This is a genomic window from Nostoc sp. (genome assembly GCF_054880495.1).
In genome coordinates this window covers 1-16,482 of sequence record NZ_JBTYKD010000037.1, presented here as the reverse complement: position 1 = coordinate 16,482, position 16,482 = coordinate 1, and the positions used below count along the sequence as shown (strand labels likewise).

Below are 16,482 nucleotides of genomic sequence, written 5' to 3'. Positions count from 1 at the left end.
AGAGGAATTACCACAATTTCTGCTACGAGATACGCCGTAGAAATCCAAGAACCCTCTTCTAGGGTTGCTCCTAAACTTGCTTGAATATCTTGCAGCGAAGCATTAGTTATTTGAATATCTAATACTGCCATAAATGCACCAAGCATACTGGCTAATACACCAATCCAAGTTTTTAGTGGGACACGTTCTGGTGGTGCTTGCTGACGAATTACAACTGTATTAGCCATAGTGTTTTTCCTGTTTCAAAGTTAACTAGTAAAAATCTTATTATGAAATCTTATCTTTCTCTCTGGGCGGCGAAATTAAAATATGAGTAGTCGATAAAAGCTCATTATAGAGGTTCTCGCTTGGGTGCAATACAGTTTTGACCTCACTTCCATTCCTCTCTCCTTTTAGGAGAGAGGCTTTAAATCTTACTCCCCTTCGCTTGTAGGAAAGGGGTTGGGAGTTAGGTCTGTATTTGACTCAACTGCAAACTGACATAACATAAATCTAAATCTAATTGCGGTTATCTATCTTAAACTTCCTGAGTCGTGATAATAATGCCCTTTTGCTCATAAATTGGACGCATTATTTTCCTTAAAGCAGGCAACTGTCTGCTAAAAACGAGCGACCCGATAATACAAGCTATACCATCAATAATTAAAGTGTTAGAAGCACCAATATGACTTGCTAATAAACCTCCTAATAAATTACCCACGGGAATCATCCCCAAAAATGACATTGTATATAAGCTCATTAATCGCCCGCGTTTGTCGTCCTCAACAATTGTTTGTAAAAATGTGTTGCTAGCAGCAATCTGAAGAATTGTTCCCAAGCCAACAAATAACATTGTAAATAAAGAAAGTGGTAAAAATCGAGACAAAGAAAAGGCAATTAGACCAATTCCTAAAATTGCTGGAGCTAAGGCAATCAATTTCCCAATTCCCAAGATTGTTTGGCGCGTAGCTAAATAAATACCACCAGTTAAGGCTCCAACTCCAGATGCCGCCATCAAAAACCCCAATGTTTCTGCACCACCTTTGAGAACTTGTTCTGCCATAACTGGTACAAGAATAGTGTTTTGCAGTCCCATAAGACTAACTAAAGCTGATAGCAATAAGACAGAACGAATGGGAGGGAAGCTAAAGGCATATACAAATCCCTCTTTGACTTTCTGCAAGGGATTACCGTCAGATACCACATTTTTCCAAGGTTTAACTTGCATCGCCAATAAAGCGGCGATTACAGCAATGTAGCTCAAACCGTCAATTAAAAAACAATAGCCAGTTCCAACGCTAGCAATTAATAAACCCCCGATCGCAGGGCCAATTAATCGCGCACCGTTGATCATTGTGGAATTGATCGCGATCGCATTGGCTAAATCTTCTCTGTGTTCAACCAATTCTGGCACAAATGCTTGGCGTGCTGGCGTATCTAAGGCGTTAATAAATCCTTGAAACAAACTCAAGACGATGATGTGCCATACCTGAATCACACCAGTTAGCGCCAGCACTGCTAATGTTAACGATTGAATCATCGCCAAGACTTGCGTACTAATTAAGGTACGATAGCGAGAAAAGCGATCTACAAACACTCCGCCAAAGGGAGCTAAAAAAAAGCTAGGAATTTGACTCGAAAATCCCACAACTCCTAGCATTAATGGGGACTTTGTTAAGTCATAAACTAGCCAAATCGTGGCAAGTTGCGTCATCCACGTCCCAATTAGGGAAATACCTTGTCCGGCAAAAAACAGCTGATAGTTTTTTGACTTTAATGCAGGTAGTAGCGGTTTTTTCATGTCAAGTTTGTTTTATACCAACCTACTTTCATAAATATCATCTCACCTCATCTTTATATGCCTCTCCATAGATGTAGAAACATATCACAGCTAGAAAGAGGTTTTTCATCTGTTTGCAGGCAATTTAGTATTAATGATATCCGGGCAATTAACCATAAAACCTAGAACCCCACCCCGCCAAAGCTGTGCTTTTAGCTCCCCTCCCCGCAGGCGGGGAGGGGTTGGGGTGGGGTTCTATGGGTAATTTAGCGGACATGGTATTACTTAACTTCCACAGCAATTTCCGCAGACATCCCAGGTGTTATCCGCGATTCGTACCCTTGAATACTCTTTTGGTCGAAAACTATTTTTACTGGGATGCGTTGGACAACTTTAGTAAAGTTACCTGTAGCGTTATCCGGTGGCAATAAAGCAAACTGAGCGCCGGAAGCTGGCGAAACACTGTCAACACGACCAATAAAGGTATGATGAGGGAAAGTATCCAGCTTGATTTCTACTGGTTCTCCTGGGCGCATCTTTTCTAATTGGGTTTCTTTGAAGTTCGCAACTACCCAATAGTTGTTATCCACAATCGCCATTAATGGTGTTCCCGATTGGACTCGGTTGCCAACTTCCACGTTTTTGTTACCTATTCGTCCAGCACTAGGGGCGGTAACATTGGCGTAAGATAGTTGCAATTGTGCGTCTTTGAGCGATGCTTCTGATTGCGCGATCGCCGCTTTTGCTGCATCGTATTGACTACGTTTTACTGTTGTATCTTGTCCGCCGGCGGTAGCTTGTTGCAATCCTCCCTTGGATGCTGCCAATTTAGCTTGGGCGTTGGTGACATTTTCTTGCGCTTGTGCTAGTTGAGACTGGGCTTTGGCGACACCAACTTTCGCGGAGGATAACTTGGCTTGGGCTTGTTCTACTCCCTGAATAGCGGCGTTTTTTTGTGCCGTAGCCACATCATAAGCTGCCTTGGCGCTATCTAATTGCTGACGAGCGATCGCACCTGTTTTATACAACTGGTTATAACGATTGTAATCTGTTTGAGCTTTTTCCAAAGTCGCATTTGCTTGTGCTACCTGCGCTTGGGCGGCGGGAATCCCAGCTTGGGCTAGTCTGACTTCAGCTTGCGCCGCCGGTATCCCAGCTTGGGCTTCTTGTACTGCTGCTTGGGCTGTAGAAATTGCTGCTACCGCACCGCTAACATCTCCCTGCGCTTGACTTGTCTTACCAGTGGTGGTTTGTGAAGTTAAGGCAATATTTGCTTGGGCTGCTTGCGCCTGTCCACGCGCATTTTCTAGCGCAGCTGCGGCTTGTTGCACTTTACTTTGATAGTCTCGTGGATCTAACTTGACTAACAATTGTCCCGGTTGCACCAGTTGGTTATCATTCACAAGCACTTCACTTACAGTTCCGGGAATGCGGCTACTAATTTCGTGAATGTTTCCGGCTACCGTGGCGTTGTCTGTTTCCTGGTGGGTGGAGGCATATTGCCAGTAGTGATAACCAAAAATACCTGCCGCGATCGCACCCACACCTAAGCCTGCCAAAATTAAACCAGTCGGTTTTTTCCCCTTCGCTGGAACTTCTTTCTCGATCTCAGGAGTTACAACAGGTGCTTCTGCTGTTGCGGGTGCTTCTGTAGTAACAGCCTCTAAAGTTTCTAAATCAGGAATCACTTCTTTTTCTAAAACTGGGGTCTTGTGTCCGTTGCGTCCGTTCAAAGTATTAGTGCCCATGATTGTTAACTCCCTTGTTGTCCGTTCTATAATTTGATTGATACTCGTTTATTTAGAATGCGTAATATTCCCTGAAAAAAACTTTATTTCCTTAGTATGCGTAATATTATCTCAAAATAAATCTTGACAGTGCCTCACCCGGTCGGGTGATTATGGGATAATCTTTAGGAGAGATTAGCGATCGCCTGATTCAAAATTTGGGAAAACAGTTCTTGGTCAGGAAAGGAAATACCGTCCATTGCGTCATCACGCACGGCTGCGGCGATTGGCGGTAAGACAGCTTCTAAATCCTTACCTGCATCTGTGAGGCAAATCCGCCAGATGCGGCGATCGTGGGTGTCGCGTTCTCGACGCACCAAGCCGCGTTCTTCCATCCGATCTAATACGCCTGTTAAAGTCCCTCCCACTTGTTTGAGTTTGTCCCCAATACTAGAAGTAGGTAAACCATCTTCTTGCCAAAGACAGCACAGCACCAACCAGTGAAATGGCGTCAGTCCAAACGGTTCTAGCCTCTCGGTAAACTTGCGACTGAGTAGTTGCGAGACTAATTTGATTCTGTAGCCCAAATTGTATGGTGCGAGATTTTGTTGCCACGACTCTAAAGCTAGGGAGTGATTAGATATAGAAACCATTTTGCATAATAGTTAGGGTACGTACTATTATCTTACCTGGACTTATTAGATTTAGCAAGAGTGGCTTTCCATCTCTCTTAGGGAAGAACTTGAATCAACTGATACTCTTTTCCTGTACCAATAATCCGGTGAGGGCGAGATAATTTCGGGGATTGATCATTATAGATCAAAACATAGCCCAAAGCTGGTACTTGAGAAATAGAAGCTACTGGTTGGGGGCGAGTATAAAAATAGAAATTAAGCAGTACTTTGGTTTTGGCGTCTATTTCCACAAAGTAGATAGGATGAGTTTGAATAATTGAGGCGATCGCGCTTTGTTGTAAAAAAGTTCTCAAAACCGGGTTATAGTCACTTAACAGACCGATGCTACCCATCGTTGCCAAAGCTAGCCAACAGGGAATTAACCAACCTGCAATCCAGTAATCAGATGTGAGAAACTTTTTGCCAAAGTGGTAACGACTAATCCACACCACAGGCAAAATTAACCAACCCAAGCCCATAGACAAGCCAATAGTTGCATACTTGCGGATGTCAGAACCACCCCAAGTAAGAACGCCAATACTCGCTATTACCAGTAAAACACCTAAGCCACCAAAGCCATAACTGAGATTTCGAGGAAGATTCTTCTTTGCAAAAAGGTTTAATATATTTTTTTTACCCTTTTGAAAAGGTAATTGTGGGAGAATTTCTATTTGGTAAATATTGCCTAGCCAGTTTAAACCCACAGATGCCAACCAAGCGATGAACGGATAAAGGCAAAGACTATAGTGAGGGAAACGAGTAGTAAAAAAACTAAGTTCACAAAATAAGACAAGTGGAAAGCCAACTAATATTAACTGGTAGCGAACAATGGGACGACGGAGAGTCAAAACTAAACCTAAAATCCCGAAAAAAGCCCAAGGAAATGCTATTAAAGGGATATTCCATATATAGAACAGGGGACCATTATTATAACGATCCTCAGAACCTAGCTGCACAACAAACTTGAACAACTCCTCAAAACTCTGATTTCCATACCGCAGCCAGCTTAACCATAGCCAAATAGCAGTAGGTATTAAACCTATGAAAAAGCCTAAATATAAAATTGGGTTAGTAAGATGACGATGACGGCGATGTTCCCCAATTAAATAAGGGAATAAAGCTATAATTGGCAAAAAAATCATAAAGCTTCTGACTAAGAAGCCTAAACCTAAACTTAAACCAGCTAGAAAACTCCAAAAATAGCGAGATTTGGGATGTAATTCTGTTTTTATTAAACACCAAATCGCTAAAAGTACCAAGAAAACCATTGGTACATCAGGTGTACTTAAGCGACAGTATTGCAGCCAGAGAAATTCCACACTTAAAATTGCAGCAGCAAGCCTTGCTAATTTTTTGCCTAGCATAATTTCGCCGATTTCATACACAAGCCATAAGCTAAAAATGCCAGCAATCATGCTAGGAAGACGCGCACTAGTATCGCTGATACCAAACAGCTTGTAAGAACTGGCAATTAACCAATAAGGGCCAGGGGTTTTATGATGTGGCTTTTCCCAAGGAGCTATCCAATCACCAGAATCAAACATCAGACGCGCACGCGATGCGTAAAGCCCTTCATCATGTGCCATCAGACTATTGTGCCCAGAATTAAATAGTAATAAGGGCAGTATCCAAACTAACAAACTAAAATAAGTAAATCGCAAAGTTTTTTTAAGGGCGATCGGGAACCAAAATCTAAGTATAATCAAGTAGCACAAACTAATAATTATATAATATCAACTTATGACTAATCAGAAAAGCCTTGCACAAGTTCTAGCTAAAATCTTGTATGGGCAAGCGATGGGTATAGAATTTAATCATTCGTAGGTTGGGTAGAACAACGTGAAACCCAACATGAAGTCTGAATATTTGCGAACCCCTTTTACAGTGACATTTACTTAGTACTTGAAGATTGTACAATCAGAAAAATTGAACAAAGCTTTTGATTTTCCTAATTAACACGATTTATTCAGACATGGGCGCGCACAATGCTAATTCCCCAATTACAAAAAGTTTTAACAACACCTATTATTCAAAAAAGCAGACAAAATAAATCTAGATTAACTGTCATCTTTTGGTACAGTCTAAGTCTAACTTTTGCTGTTGGTTATATTCTTATGGGGTTGCGACAAGCTTTCAGCAGTAAATATATAGTCAGCGACGATGCACGCGAATATATTTTTTGAATGTATCAGCTATCTAATTTAAATAGCAATGCTGCTAAATTACTTGACTTAACAAAAAAAAGCTTCTTCAGTAGTAATTATAGTTAGTACTGAAAAACCAAATATATTACATAATGATTGTGAAAAAATATCTGAAATTGCCGCAATTTTCCAAAAAAGTTCTCCAAAACAGAGATTTATGCAGTTAAGACCGAATCAACGCCTGAAATTAGACGACACAGACGATAAGCTATTCTATGCCTATCCCCGCTTCGTCACCCATGTCGATGAAGGATTTATTCAACAGATAACGGATTTATATCGCGATCGCCTGAAACCCAACACCCGCATTTTTGATATGATGAGCAGTTGGGTGTCTCATCTGCCAGAAGAGATAGAGTTTGACCATGTGGAGGGACACGGACTCAACGCAGAGGAACTAGGACGTAATCCCCGCTTAAATCACTCCTTTGTGCAAAATCTTAACGAAAATCCGCAGCTACCTTTACCAGATGAAGATTTTGATGCTGTTATTAATTGCGTATCTGTGCAGTATGTGCAATATCCAGAAGCAGTATTTTCCGAAATTTACCGCATCCTGAAACCCGGTGGTGTGGCAATTATCAGCTTTTCTAACCGGATGTTTTTTGAAAAGGCAATTCAAGCTTGGCGGGAGGCTTCAGAAGCACAGCGAGTGGAATTAGTCAAAGCTTACTTCGCGTCAATTCCAGGATTTACAACCGCAGAAGTTATAGTTCATAAGTCAACATTACCGAATTTATTACAGTGGTTGGGTGCAGCTGGAGGAGATCCGTTTTATGCTGTTATAGCTTACCGCAATTAAGCCAATAGGTAGGTACTTCACGCCCATTGCACAGGATTTAATTGATAGTAACGTTGCAGTTGCTCATAAAGTGCCGGATGCTGGGATAGCAATTGGTGCGGTTTCTCAAAGAATGTCTCAGTCGCTACGGCAAAAAATTCTGCGGGATTCGTTGCACCATAGCTATCCATCACCGTTTTTACACCTTGTAAAACATCATTACAAAGTTGTTGATATGCTTCTGTCATTACCTTCGCCCAAATAGGATAGTCTGAGTTGCGTTGCAGTATAGGAACTCCTTCAGCTTTACCATCTTCTTGATCTAACTGATGGGCGAATTCATGAAGTACAACGTTATGTCCATCTCTCCAATTAGTAGTGTCTTGTTTCACGTGTTCCCAAGACACTACTAATTGGTCAGTTGTCCACGATTCACCCAGTCTTGCCACACGCCTTTCTTCAACAACATAATTTCCGATGGAAGTCCTTTCCTCAACAAAATAAGCATTGGGATATACCAGAATTGAACGAAGTCTGGGGAAGTACTGCCCACGTTCATTTAGTAGGAGTAAACAGGCGATCGCCGCAAGGGTCAATTTCATTTCCTCCGTCACCTGTAACCCTCTACAGCCAATAAATTGCTTTTCTGCTAAGAAGACTTGAATATGTCCCTTAAGTCGTCTGAGTTCATCGGGAGAGAGACAGGGATAAATGGGAAGATTATTCTCAATAATGGCATTCCAAAGTGGGGGAAAAGGACGATTTTTGAGACGGTTTCTTCGCCTTCTGACTAAAATAGGATTGATTAAAATCCCAGTGATAATTAGCCCAACGATGATAAAGAAAATTATTGTTTTAATCATTGACTTTTGAGCAATTTACATATTTAATTCACTGGTAAGCAGAAAATTTAGATAGAATAATTGTTCTTGTTGTCGGTCACTAAATTAGAATGCGGCTTTTGTCTCTAAGTTCGCCTTTTTATAACGTTTCCTAATAAGAACCTCACCCCGATAAAGCTGTGCTTTATCGCCCCTCTCCTTAGTAAGGAGAGGGGTTGGGGTGAGGTTTTGATTGTACTGTACTTCATGCAGCTGAGAACTGCTATATTTACTGGCACACATCACCTCTATTGAATCAGAATTATGCAAGATTGAACTTTGGTGGAAAGGGTTTTTTGAAGCCCTTGCTCAACTTTGTCAATCAGTTTGTCAAAAGCCTGTTGATCCGCTATCAGTTGTTCTTGAAGAACTTTCTCTAACTCAGGCTTTATTTGCTCACACATATCATCGATTTTTTTGTCACTCAAAAAACTAGAACGAATCCAACTAGGTACATCCACATTTGTCTTGATTACTTCTTGAACGTTCTTGCGATTTAGCTCCATTCCTGCCGCCATAACTGAAGCCCCATATACTAACGCAATAGGCCAGGTTAAATGTCCAGTTAGTATTAAAGTGATGATACTAGCCACAGTGCCTCCACCAATTATTACATTGACGATAAACGCCACTGTCTCAGCAATGATCGCATCTCCAATTCGTAGCTCGGGGTTAACAAAATTTGGGTCAATGCTATCCTCAAATCTTAAGCTGCTTCTAGGTATCTGAAACTTTCGACATATTGGATCGGTTTGTGCGGCTAAATCGGGTTGTATTTTATTGTTAAACCAAGAAGCGCATTGATAATTAATTATCTGCCCAGCGAGATCGCTTTTGAGCCACTGTTCTGCGCGGCTGATCAAAGATGTTTCCAAATCTGCTAAAGTCCGTATTTTGTTTTTTTGCCAATCTTTTAAACCTGGTTTAACTGCATTGACAATCAAACCATCTGTCAAAGGCTTAGTTAGTGATTCGATTAACTCCGGGATATGCCTCTCAATCAAACCTTTAAGCTGATTCAAGGTAAATAGTTTGTTGACTTCTTGTTTAAAAGCAGTAGCACGCAGATCCCATCGTCCTACTCGTGCTAAACCCATTGCAATGCACCGTTCCGGTTCGGGATCAGGGCGAAGCAGCGTTTCTGGTTCGGGAAACATTTCCTGACAAAGAAAGTGGGTAAACTTCATCCGAGATGCACCCCCAGTCATCAGCACAAGTTTCGGTACGATTCCAAGGTTTTCCAGCTTTTCTTTCGCCTCTTTTAAAGAGTCGTGAAACGATCGCACCCAACTATTAAGCTCTAGTTCCGGTAAGGGTTGATTTAAAATTTCCTCCATGATCACTTTATTAACTTGGGGAATAAAATAAATCTGTTCGTTGATCGACTCGAAGCCACGCGCAAAGGATTCAGGATCACTATATAACTGTTCATTAGAAAAGTAATCTTCTTTAGCTTTGCGGCAAGCAAGTTCACAACGAGCTTGGTGATGCGGATATTCCTGAAATACTTTTTCGAGTAATGTTTTTTGCTCGTGGTTGGCGAGAGTACGGGCAAAAATAGCCTTGTCAATTAGGGATGCTCCTAAAGTATTACTCCCGAAATCTATTGGGATTTCTTCTAAGCTTTTAACCAGAGTAAAATCTGTGGTTGAAGAACCAATATCGACAATTAGCACCGATGCCAGAAGTTTGTCATACTCCAGCTTCCCGGCTTCCTTGGCTTGCATGAAAGCAGCCCGCGATTCGGGTACGACATTTAGTCGGGGAATGCCAGCTTCTTGAAGGATCTTTTGGTATTCGGAGCGATCGCTAACTGACCATCCTGAAGGGCAACCAATGTAAAAATAGCTACCTTCCCCACCTTCAAGTTGTCCGCTTTCTTTCAAAAGGCGGTAGTAGGTTGCCACAAAAGTACTAATTGTTTCCCGATATTTGGGATCGTTGTTTGGTTTTTGCTTAAAAGAGATTGTCAGTTGGGTAACGCCAGCTTGAATTAATGCTTGTTCTCCGACAAGATAACCGAGTTTGGGATGCCAAGCAAGAGCTGTAATTTGATTCTTCTTGTTATTAATCTCCAGCATTTGGGGGGGTTCGATGCTTTCCACTATCGCTTTAGCTAGAGCCGTTTCACCGTGTCCCAAATCAAAACCGATTGTTTCTAAAATTTCCATACCCTTATTGTCTATTATTCTCTAGCAGAGGAATATGCTGGCTCAATTACCCGACCGCGCCTAATCAAGCGATCGCCTTTCAACAAAGCCGGAGTTAGAGTGACGTGATCTTTGGTATCGGGGTCGATACTTGGCTCAAAGTCAAAATACCCGCGATCGCTGTGAGGATCATTTGCTCGGTAAATTTGAGCGTTAATTCCCTGAGACATTAAAATCTGTGGCAGAAGTTTGGCAAGTTCATAAGCCATTTGAGGTTTATCAAGTTTTGATGCGCCCATTAGCCTTTGCAGAAAATTCAATAGCTCTGGTAGTTCTTCTATTGCTAGGTCATCTTCATATTTATTCGATTCTTCTACTCTAGCTACTGCTAGATCAATAGTGTTGAGAGCATCGCCAAGGTGATCTAGAAATACTTTGCTATCAACCCGGAGAATAGGTTGAGGTAATTCCAATAGCTTTTCAGACATGGAATTTTGCTGGTTGTTTAAGTCGAGTTGAAGCACAACTTCTAGTCCTAGAAGTATAGAGGCTAATAAGATAGCCATCCATGCACCAGGAGTAGTTTTAGTTAAAGAGAATAAAGAACCTAAGATGCCTATATAAATTATTCCCTGTAGCAGTTTCAACATTAATCTGTTGGCAAAAAAATTTGTAGCTGGGTTAGTAATTCGCCTTTGTTCTGTGGGAGCAACTTGAAGATAATTAGTCGCAGCGAGAGTGGCGATAGACTGTCGCAGCGTATCCAGGAAAAAGGAAGCCAGACGAACTTGAGCCAGATTCAGCTTTTCAATGTAAATTCTTTCAAGATGATCAAGTCGGTTTTGAACCAGCTTAACTATCTGCTCAATGTTGGTTGTGTTATCAATATCTGTCTGGAGTTGCTTGCGTTCTTCGCTAAAAAGTGAAGTGATTGTTTTCATTGCGTTGACTAAGACTTTAAGGTTACTAATAAGGGTGAAATGAACAGTTGTCTGCTGATTTCACTCTCTAATCACATGATGACGGAATAATTCATAATTCATAATTAGGTTGATTGCAGATTACTACCCTAACAAAGGAGGAGCAGAATGTTTATCTGTGTCATTGCAGATTACGGTACAGGAGATCCGGCATTTACAGAAGTCACACAACGTCTGCTGATGGCTTTACCCGATGCCCAAATTCATTTGCTTTCGGTTCCAGCATTCAGTACTTTGGCAACGGGATTCTGGATTGCCCAACTGGGACTTAATCCGGGAAAGAGCGATCGCTTAATTTATCATAACTGTGCCCCTCGTCAAGATGATCCCGAAGCCCGTCGGGACAATGAAGGTGAAGGACTAACTTATGCCCTTTTATCCAATGGTGTAAAAGTAGTGGGTGTGAATGCGGGCTACACCCTCTCCTTTATCAAAGACCATACAAAGGAGTTGCGAGTGGTCAACGTTTCTCGTGGTGGTTCGCAGTTTCGCTCGCGGGATGTGTTTCCTCCGGCGGCGGCGGCGATTATAAGTGAAGATTTTAGCCTTCTGGGAGATAGTCTTTCTCGTGACCAAATCCCAGATGTTCCACCAGATCGAATTGCCTGGATTGATGGCTACGGCAACATCAAAACAACGATTGCGGCGCATACAGTTAACTTCGAGCCTCAAACCAAGATCGTGATCCGAATTGGAGATGTGGTCAGTGATGCGGTGTATTCTGATGGCAGTTTCAAGGTATCTGAAGGAACTTTAGCCTTTGCTCCTGGTAGTTCCGGTTGGTCAAGAGGCGATTCAGGAGAACCATTGCGCTTTTTAGAGTTATTTCTGCGAGGAGGGAGTGCTTGGGAGCGCTTTGGCCGTCCCCGTGTGAATCAGCAAGTAACTCAAATTGCCTAATAGCCATCCAGTACACCGCAGGCGATCGCAATCTATTCTGGGTAAAAAGTATTCAGAATCAGGATTTCACGCCAAATGGCGGAATTTTTGATGAATCGGTGGCATACCCGGATAACATTTTAGTAACGCCGCTTTCCTCAAAGAAGGCTGCATCCGAAAATCAGCCTGACTAGGAACTCGAAGAAGCCTATGCCCATGCGTCAGACACTCCTGACGATCGGTGAGCCAGCCCCCTGGTTCACAGCCCCTTCTACAACCAATGCTAATTTTCACTTCGACACAATCGCGGGTCGTTACATTGTGCTGTGCTTCTTCGGTTCAGCAATAGTGAAAACAAGCCAGCGCATTCTTGAAGACATCTGGAGCCAACGGGCAGTCTTCGATGACCAAAAATGCTGTTTCTTTGGCGTGAGCGTCGATCTAGAGGATGAGAAGCAGCGCCGACTTCAAGAGCATATTCCGGGCATCCGGTTCTTCTGGGATTTTAATGGAGCCATTAGCCAGCAGTACGGTGCCATTACCCCCGCAGGGAATTACAGACAATTTACGCTGGTGCTCGATTATAGTCTGCGGGTGCTGGCGGTGCTGCCGTTTAACGAGTCACCCGAAACCCATGTGCCTCAGTTGATGGCATTCCTCGCTCAGTTGCCACCCATTCCGTCAGAAGTTCCGGCGGCAGTTCAGGCACCTGTCTTGGTTGTGCCCAGGGTATTTGAACCAAAACTGTGTCAGGCGCTGATTCAGTTCTATGACTTGCATGGTGGATACGACTCCGGCTTTATGCGGGAAATCGATGGTCGTACAGTCCCCGTGTACGATTACGGTCATAAACGGCGGCGGGATCAGGAGATTACCGACGAGGAACTGCGGAATGCGGCGATGCACCGAATTCACGATCGCCTCATTCCCGAAATTTTCAAAGCCTTTCAGTTTCAAGCGACCCGAATGGAGCGCCACATTGTTGGTTGCTATGACGCCCAAACCGGTGGACACTTTAGACGCCACCGAGACAATACCACCAAAGGGACTGCTCATCGCTGCTTTGCGGTGTCATTGAACCTGAATACGGGTGAATACGAAGGTGGATGTTTGCGATTTCCAGAATTTGGTCAGCAAACCTATCAACCGCCTACGGGTGGAGCTGTCGTCTTTTCTTGTTCCCTGTTGCACGAAGCGACACCCATAACTCAAGGACGGCGGTATGTCTATTTACCTTTCCTCTACGATGAAGCAGCAGCTAAAGTCCGGCAGGCAAATCAGCATCTTCTTGGGTCTGCTTTAGAAGAACCAACTAAGGAATAAGGAGAGCTAAACGTAAGACTGAAAAGCTAATTGCAGAATTAAAAACGAATGGAGTCGAAAAATGAGGTTGGTAGAGCGGCATATTATCAAGACAAGCCATCAATTTTACAAAGAAGTTGATGATTTGGCGTGGCGTTCTAAGAACCTGTACAACTATGCCAATTATTTAGTCAGGCTAACAGTTTTGGTAATGGCGGCAAAGTCAACGGCACAAATGGCTCTACTGCTGCGATTACTACGATCGCTTTAGATAGCGATCGCCGTAACTAACTTAGGACTTACGCACTCAAAACCTGAAACCTCCATCCCCCCTAACCCCCCTTAAAAAGGGGGATCTAAAAAGCCCCCTTTTTAAGGGGGTTGGGGGATCTCTTATGCGTAAGTCCTATAACTATATCGCTCAGAGTTCTTGCCTAAGTGATGACTTAGTACAGTTTTGCATAAAAAGCGTAGCGTTTTTAATGTAGGCTATCGCATTGGCATTGCAGGCGATCGCCAAATTTAATTCGTAACGAATTAATAAAATGCTGTACTTAAACCACGTCTATCTTGAAACCTGTAGTTCTTCTATGATCAAAAGGATTTGCCCTCATCCCCCAACGCCTTCTCTCAAATCTGGGAGAAGGGGAGCCACAATTTCAAAGTCCCTCTCCCAGATATGGGAGAGGGATTTAGGGTGAGGGCGGAAACTACAGTTCTCAACTTAGATGAGGTTTAGTTAAGGAAATTTAGCGCAATTTCATTCCACGACTGTTACTGAAGCCCCTTCAATTGATGGAGGTATACCGGGTAACTCCAGACAATATCCAGCACCATACACTGTCTTGATATAGCGGGGGTGACGGGGATCTGGTTCTAACTTGGTTCTCAAGTGGCGAATATGGACTCGAATCGTTTCAATGTCGTCATCGGGATCGTAGCCCCAAACTTCTCTGAGGATTTCACTGGGGGAAACCGTTTGACCGTGGCGTTGCAGCAAGCAGTGAAGTAGCTCAAATTCCAAGTGAGTCAATTTCACCGTGTCATTGAACCATATTGCCTCAAATCTTTCGGGAACCAAAGTCAGTGAGCCATAGTTCAAAATCTCACTATGCTTTGCTGCTTGGGGTATGCGGTCAGTACGCCGCAAAAGTGCCCGCACCCGCGCTAGCATTTCTTCAAGTTCAAAAGGCTTGGTAAGGTAGTCATCTGCGCCAGCATTGAAGCCTTCCACCTTGTTCTGAGTTTGGCTCAAAGCCGTCAACATTAACACCGGAATCTCAGAGGTGCGATCGTCACGACGCAGGCGTTGACAAACGGTAAACCCATCTACTCTAGGCAACATCAAATCGAGCATGATCAAGTCTGGTTGTAGCTGGAGAGCCAGCGCTTGACCTTTAATGCCGTCTTCAGCTTGACTTACATCGTAGCCAGCCATTTCCAAGTTGACGGCAACTAGTTCGGAAATCGCTGGATCATCGTCTATGACAAGAATCCTCGGCATTCTTAAAAAATTTTTACTACTTGATTAAGGATAAATAAGAACCTTTGTATAGATACAAAGATTTTTGAGTCGATTATGAAAAGGTTTTTAAATCTTACATAAATATTAAGATTAAATGACTGTGAAATCAAGACTCAACTACACGAAATCTTATAGTCTATGATGTGTTATACTCCCCCCTACAATCCGTCTTGGTTTTTACAAAACGGTCTGATGATGACTGTATACACCGCTTTGTGGGGAAAACGTTACTGGGAAAGTACTATTCAATTACCAGAACCTTCTTATCATGAGAAAATATTTGTTGGTGGCCAAGGTGTGCCAATTTTTGGCTTGGTTGCTATCCCTGAAAATGCTCATAGCACGATTATTGGTACTTATGGCATTACTGGAGAGTTAGAGACAGAATGGTTTTTGAGAGTGCTAGGACGTAAAGCCTACGCTCAAGGATACGCTGTGGTGTTATTTGATTGGCGTGCCCACGGCAAAACTGCCCAATTGTCGCCGACTCTAACTTCTGATGGACTGTATGAGGGAGAAGATTTTGTTCGCATCGCTGCTGCTGCTAAGGCAATGGGATGTCCAGGGAAATTTTGGTTTACAGGGTATTCTTTAGGAGGGCAATTGGCGCTATGGGCGGTAAAGGTCGCTCTTGAGGTGATTAGGGAGCATGGAGCTTTAGGACTAGAAGATAGCGATATTGGCGGTAGTATGGTAGTTTGTCCCAGTTTGGATTCGGAGCGATCGCTATCTTATCTAGTTACAAAGCCCTTCGGCAGATATTTGGAAGCAGGGATCGCACAGAATTTAAAAAAACTGGCATGGCGAATACATGATGCTCATCCTGGAAGCATTGACCCAGCAGCAATTGAACGCGCGAACAGTATCTGGGGTTTTGATAATGAATTGGTAATTAAGCGACTAGGTTTTTCTTCTGTAGAAGCATATTACCAAGCTAGTAGTGCTTTACAAATATTGCCGCAAATCTCAAAACCGACTTTGATTTTATATGCTGCTGATGACCCACTTTTTGACCCAGCGATCATACCAGAATTGCAAGAAGCCTGCGATCGCAATCCCGTAATAGATTTGTTGCTCACTCAGTATGGGGGTCATGTTGGCTATTTAAGTAGCAAAAATTGCCAGCGCCAAGTACAAGACTCTGACCTGTGGTGGGCATGGAATCGCGTTTTACAATGGTTGGAGCAACAGCGTAATTCGTAATACTCGCCTTCTCTACGAAACGCTACGTGAATGGCAACAAGCAAGCTACGTAATTCGTAATTAAGATTAGTCAGATTAAATCTAATGGGGTATCCTTGGTACGTCTACTGCGTATACAAATGTAAACATGAGAGAGATGGTGAAATAAGAAGCTGGATACAACCAAATCCTAGTTTGATTGCATTCAAACTCTATGCCCTGCCGTATACACTTGCCTACTAATAGCAGCGTGATATTCTGTCCGTCAACATTCTTTAATTCTGTTGATTTCTAATGTTTTTACGCAGGGTAAACGCACCTTATTTTGTATAAAAAATACTTAACAAAAACGCGGGTAACAGGATGAAGATTTTCCACACATAAGAGTGCTGAACCGACCTGCAAGCGGATATCCTAAATGTTAGTCAAGGTTGCAGA

Annotated in this window: 14 protein-coding genes and 1 pseudogene; 5 read left to right on the top strand and 10 right to left on the bottom strand. The window is 42.8% G+C overall.

From position 1 onward, the window contains the following. The 5 genes and pseudogenes from ACYTXL_RS04440 to ACYTXL_RS04420 all read right to left on the bottom strand — a co-directional run. A pseudogene (locus ACYTXL_RS04440) lies at positions 1-227 on the bottom strand (EmrB/QacA family drug resistance transporter); the annotation flags it as partial. A gap of 290 nt (positions 228-517) precedes the next feature. Further along, positions 518-1,780: an MFS transporter gene (locus ACYTXL_RS04435; protein ID WP_461923659.1), complete on the bottom strand. Its 1,263-nt coding sequence runs from the start codon at positions 1,778-1,780 to the stop codon at positions 518-520. 260 nt (positions 1,781-2,040) lie between these two features. Next, on the bottom strand, positions 2,041-3,507 hold the full coding sequence (locus tag ACYTXL_RS04430) for an HlyD family secretion protein (RefSeq protein WP_461923658.1): 1,467 nt from the start codon (positions 3,505-3,507) through the stop codon (positions 2,041-2,043). 164 nt (positions 3,508-3,671) lie between these two features. Beyond that, on the bottom strand, positions 3,672-4,139 hold the full coding sequence (locus ACYTXL_RS04425) for a MarR family winged helix-turn-helix transcriptional regulator (RefSeq protein ID WP_461923657.1): 468 nt from the start codon (positions 4,137-4,139) through the stop codon (positions 3,672-3,674). 77 nt (positions 4,140-4,216) lie between these two features. Further along, entirely contained in the window at positions 4,217-5,746 is a 1,530-nt protein-coding gene (locus ACYTXL_RS04420) for an ArnT family glycosyltransferase (RefSeq protein ID WP_461923656.1), read from the bottom strand. A gap of 775 nt (positions 5,747-6,521) precedes the next feature. Between ACYTXL_RS04420 and ACYTXL_RS04415 the strand changes: the two genes are divergently transcribed. Further along, a complete protein-coding gene (locus tag ACYTXL_RS04415) occupies positions 6,522-7,166 on the top strand; it encodes a class I SAM-dependent methyltransferase (protein ID WP_461923655.1) in 645 nt (214 codons plus the stop codon). Positions 7,167-7,183: 17 nt separating this feature from the next. Here ACYTXL_RS04415 and ACYTXL_RS04410 read toward each other — a convergent pair whose 3' ends face one another. The 3 genes from ACYTXL_RS04410 to ACYTXL_RS04400 form a co-directional block, all read right to left on the bottom strand. After that, positions 7,184-8,008, bottom strand: a complete 825-nt coding sequence (locus ACYTXL_RS04410; protein ID WP_461923654.1) for a M90 family metallopeptidase — start codon at positions 8,006-8,008, stop codon at positions 7,184-7,186. A 266-nt stretch (positions 8,009-8,274) separates the two neighbouring features. Continuing rightward, positions 8,275-10,197 carry an Hsp70 family protein gene (locus ACYTXL_RS04405; protein ID WP_461923653.1) on the bottom strand — a complete coding sequence of 641 codons (1,923 nt, stop codon included), beginning with the start codon at positions 10,195-10,197 and terminating at the stop codon, positions 8,275-8,277. A 14-nt stretch (positions 10,198-10,211) separates the two neighbouring features. Then, positions 10,212-11,117, bottom strand: a complete 906-nt coding sequence (locus tag ACYTXL_RS04400) for a hypothetical protein (RefSeq protein WP_461923652.1) — start codon at positions 11,115-11,117, stop codon at positions 10,212-10,214. A 147-nt stretch (positions 11,118-11,264) separates the two neighbouring features. Between ACYTXL_RS04400 and ACYTXL_RS04395 the strand changes: the two genes are divergently transcribed. Continuing rightward, the gene (locus tag ACYTXL_RS04395; protein ID WP_461923651.1) at positions 11,265-12,056 is read left to right on the top strand and encodes an SAM hydrolase/SAM-dependent halogenase family protein; all 792 of its coding nucleotides are present in this window, start codon (positions 11,265-11,267) and stop codon (positions 12,054-12,056) included. 66 nt (positions 12,057-12,122) lie between these two features. Here the strand turns inward: ACYTXL_RS04395 and ACYTXL_RS04390 are convergent, their stop codons facing one another. Further along, a complete protein-coding gene (locus tag ACYTXL_RS04390; RefSeq protein ID WP_461923660.1) occupies positions 12,123-12,329 on the bottom strand; it encodes a hypothetical protein in 207 nt (68 codons plus the stop codon). Between ACYTXL_RS04390 and ACYTXL_RS04385 the strand changes: the two genes are divergently transcribed. Then, positions 12,246-13,358, top strand: coding sequence for a 2OG-Fe(II) oxygenase (locus ACYTXL_RS04385; RefSeq protein WP_461923650.1), 1,113 nt, complete (start codon positions 12,246-12,248; stop codon positions 13,356-13,358). The two genes, ACYTXL_RS04390 and ACYTXL_RS04385, sit on opposite strands and share 84 nt — an antisense overlap. A 61-nt stretch (positions 13,359-13,419) precedes the next feature. After that, positions 13,420-13,608 carry a hypothetical protein gene (locus tag ACYTXL_RS04380; protein WP_461923649.1) on the top strand — a complete coding sequence of 63 codons (189 nt, stop codon included), beginning with the start codon at positions 13,420-13,422 and terminating at the stop codon, positions 13,606-13,608. Positions 13,609-14,097: 489 nt separating this feature from the next. On the opposite strand, the gene ACYTXL_RS04375 is transcribed toward ACYTXL_RS04380, so the two are convergent. Next, complete coding sequence (locus ACYTXL_RS04375) at positions 14,098-14,841, bottom strand: response regulator transcription factor (RefSeq protein WP_461923648.1); 744 nt, start codon at positions 14,839-14,841, stop codon at positions 14,098-14,100. 159 nt (positions 14,842-15,000) lie between these two features. On the opposite strand from ACYTXL_RS04375, the gene ACYTXL_RS04370 reads away from it, so the two are divergent. Then, complete coding sequence (locus tag ACYTXL_RS04370) at positions 15,001-16,065, top strand: YheT family hydrolase (protein WP_461923647.1); 1,065 nt, start codon at positions 15,001-15,003, stop codon at positions 16,063-16,065. Positions 16,066-16,482 lie beyond the last annotated feature (417 nt).

Excerpts from the sequence above, each read along its gene's own strand:
- ACYTXL_RS04385 (WP_461923650.1), top strand. The coding sequence starts at position 12,246 with ATGCCCATGCGTCAGACACTCCTGACGATCGGTGAGCCAGCCCCCTGG.
- ACYTXL_RS04410 (WP_461923654.1), bottom strand. The coding sequence starts at position 8,008 with ATGATTAAAACAATAATTTTCTTTATCATCGTTGGGCTAATTATCACT.
- ACYTXL_RS04435 (WP_461923659.1), bottom strand. The coding sequence starts at position 1,780 with ATGAAAAAACCGCTACTACCTGCATTAAAGTCAAAAAACTATCAGCTG.
- ACYTXL_RS04415 (WP_461923655.1), top strand. The coding sequence starts at position 6,522 with ATGCAGTTAAGACCGAATCAACGCCTGAAATTAGACGACACAGACGAT.
- ACYTXL_RS04375 (WP_461923648.1), bottom strand. The coding sequence starts at position 14,841 with ATGCCGAGGATTCTTGTCATAGACGATGATCCAGCGATTTCCGAACTA.
- ACYTXL_RS04395 (WP_461923651.1), top strand. The coding sequence starts at position 11,265 with ATGTTTATCTGTGTCATTGCAGATTACGGTACAGGAGATCCGGCATTT.
- ACYTXL_RS04400 (WP_461923652.1), bottom strand. The coding sequence starts at position 11,117 with ATGAAAACAATCACTTCACTTTTTAGCGAAGAACGCAAGCAACTCCAG.
- ACYTXL_RS04430 (WP_461923658.1), bottom strand. The coding sequence starts at position 3,507 with ATGGGCACTAATACTTTGAACGGACGCAACGGACACAAGACCCCAGTT.
- ACYTXL_RS04425 (WP_461923657.1), bottom strand. The coding sequence starts at position 4,139 with ATGGTTTCTATATCTAATCACTCCCTAGCTTTAGAGTCGTGGCAACAA.
- ACYTXL_RS04420 (WP_461923656.1), bottom strand. The coding sequence starts at position 5,746 with ATGGCACATGATGAAGGGCTTTACGCATCGCGTGCGCGTCTGATGTTT.
- ACYTXL_RS04380 (WP_461923649.1), top strand. The coding sequence starts at position 13,420 with ATGAGGTTGGTAGAGCGGCATATTATCAAGACAAGCCATCAATTTTAC.
- ACYTXL_RS04370 (WP_461923647.1), top strand. The coding sequence starts at position 15,001 with ATGATGTGTTATACTCCCCCCTACAATCCGTCTTGGTTTTTACAAAAC.
- ACYTXL_RS04405 (WP_461923653.1), bottom strand. The coding sequence starts at position 10,197 with ATGGAAATTTTAGAAACAATCGGTTTTGATTTGGGACACGGTGAAACG.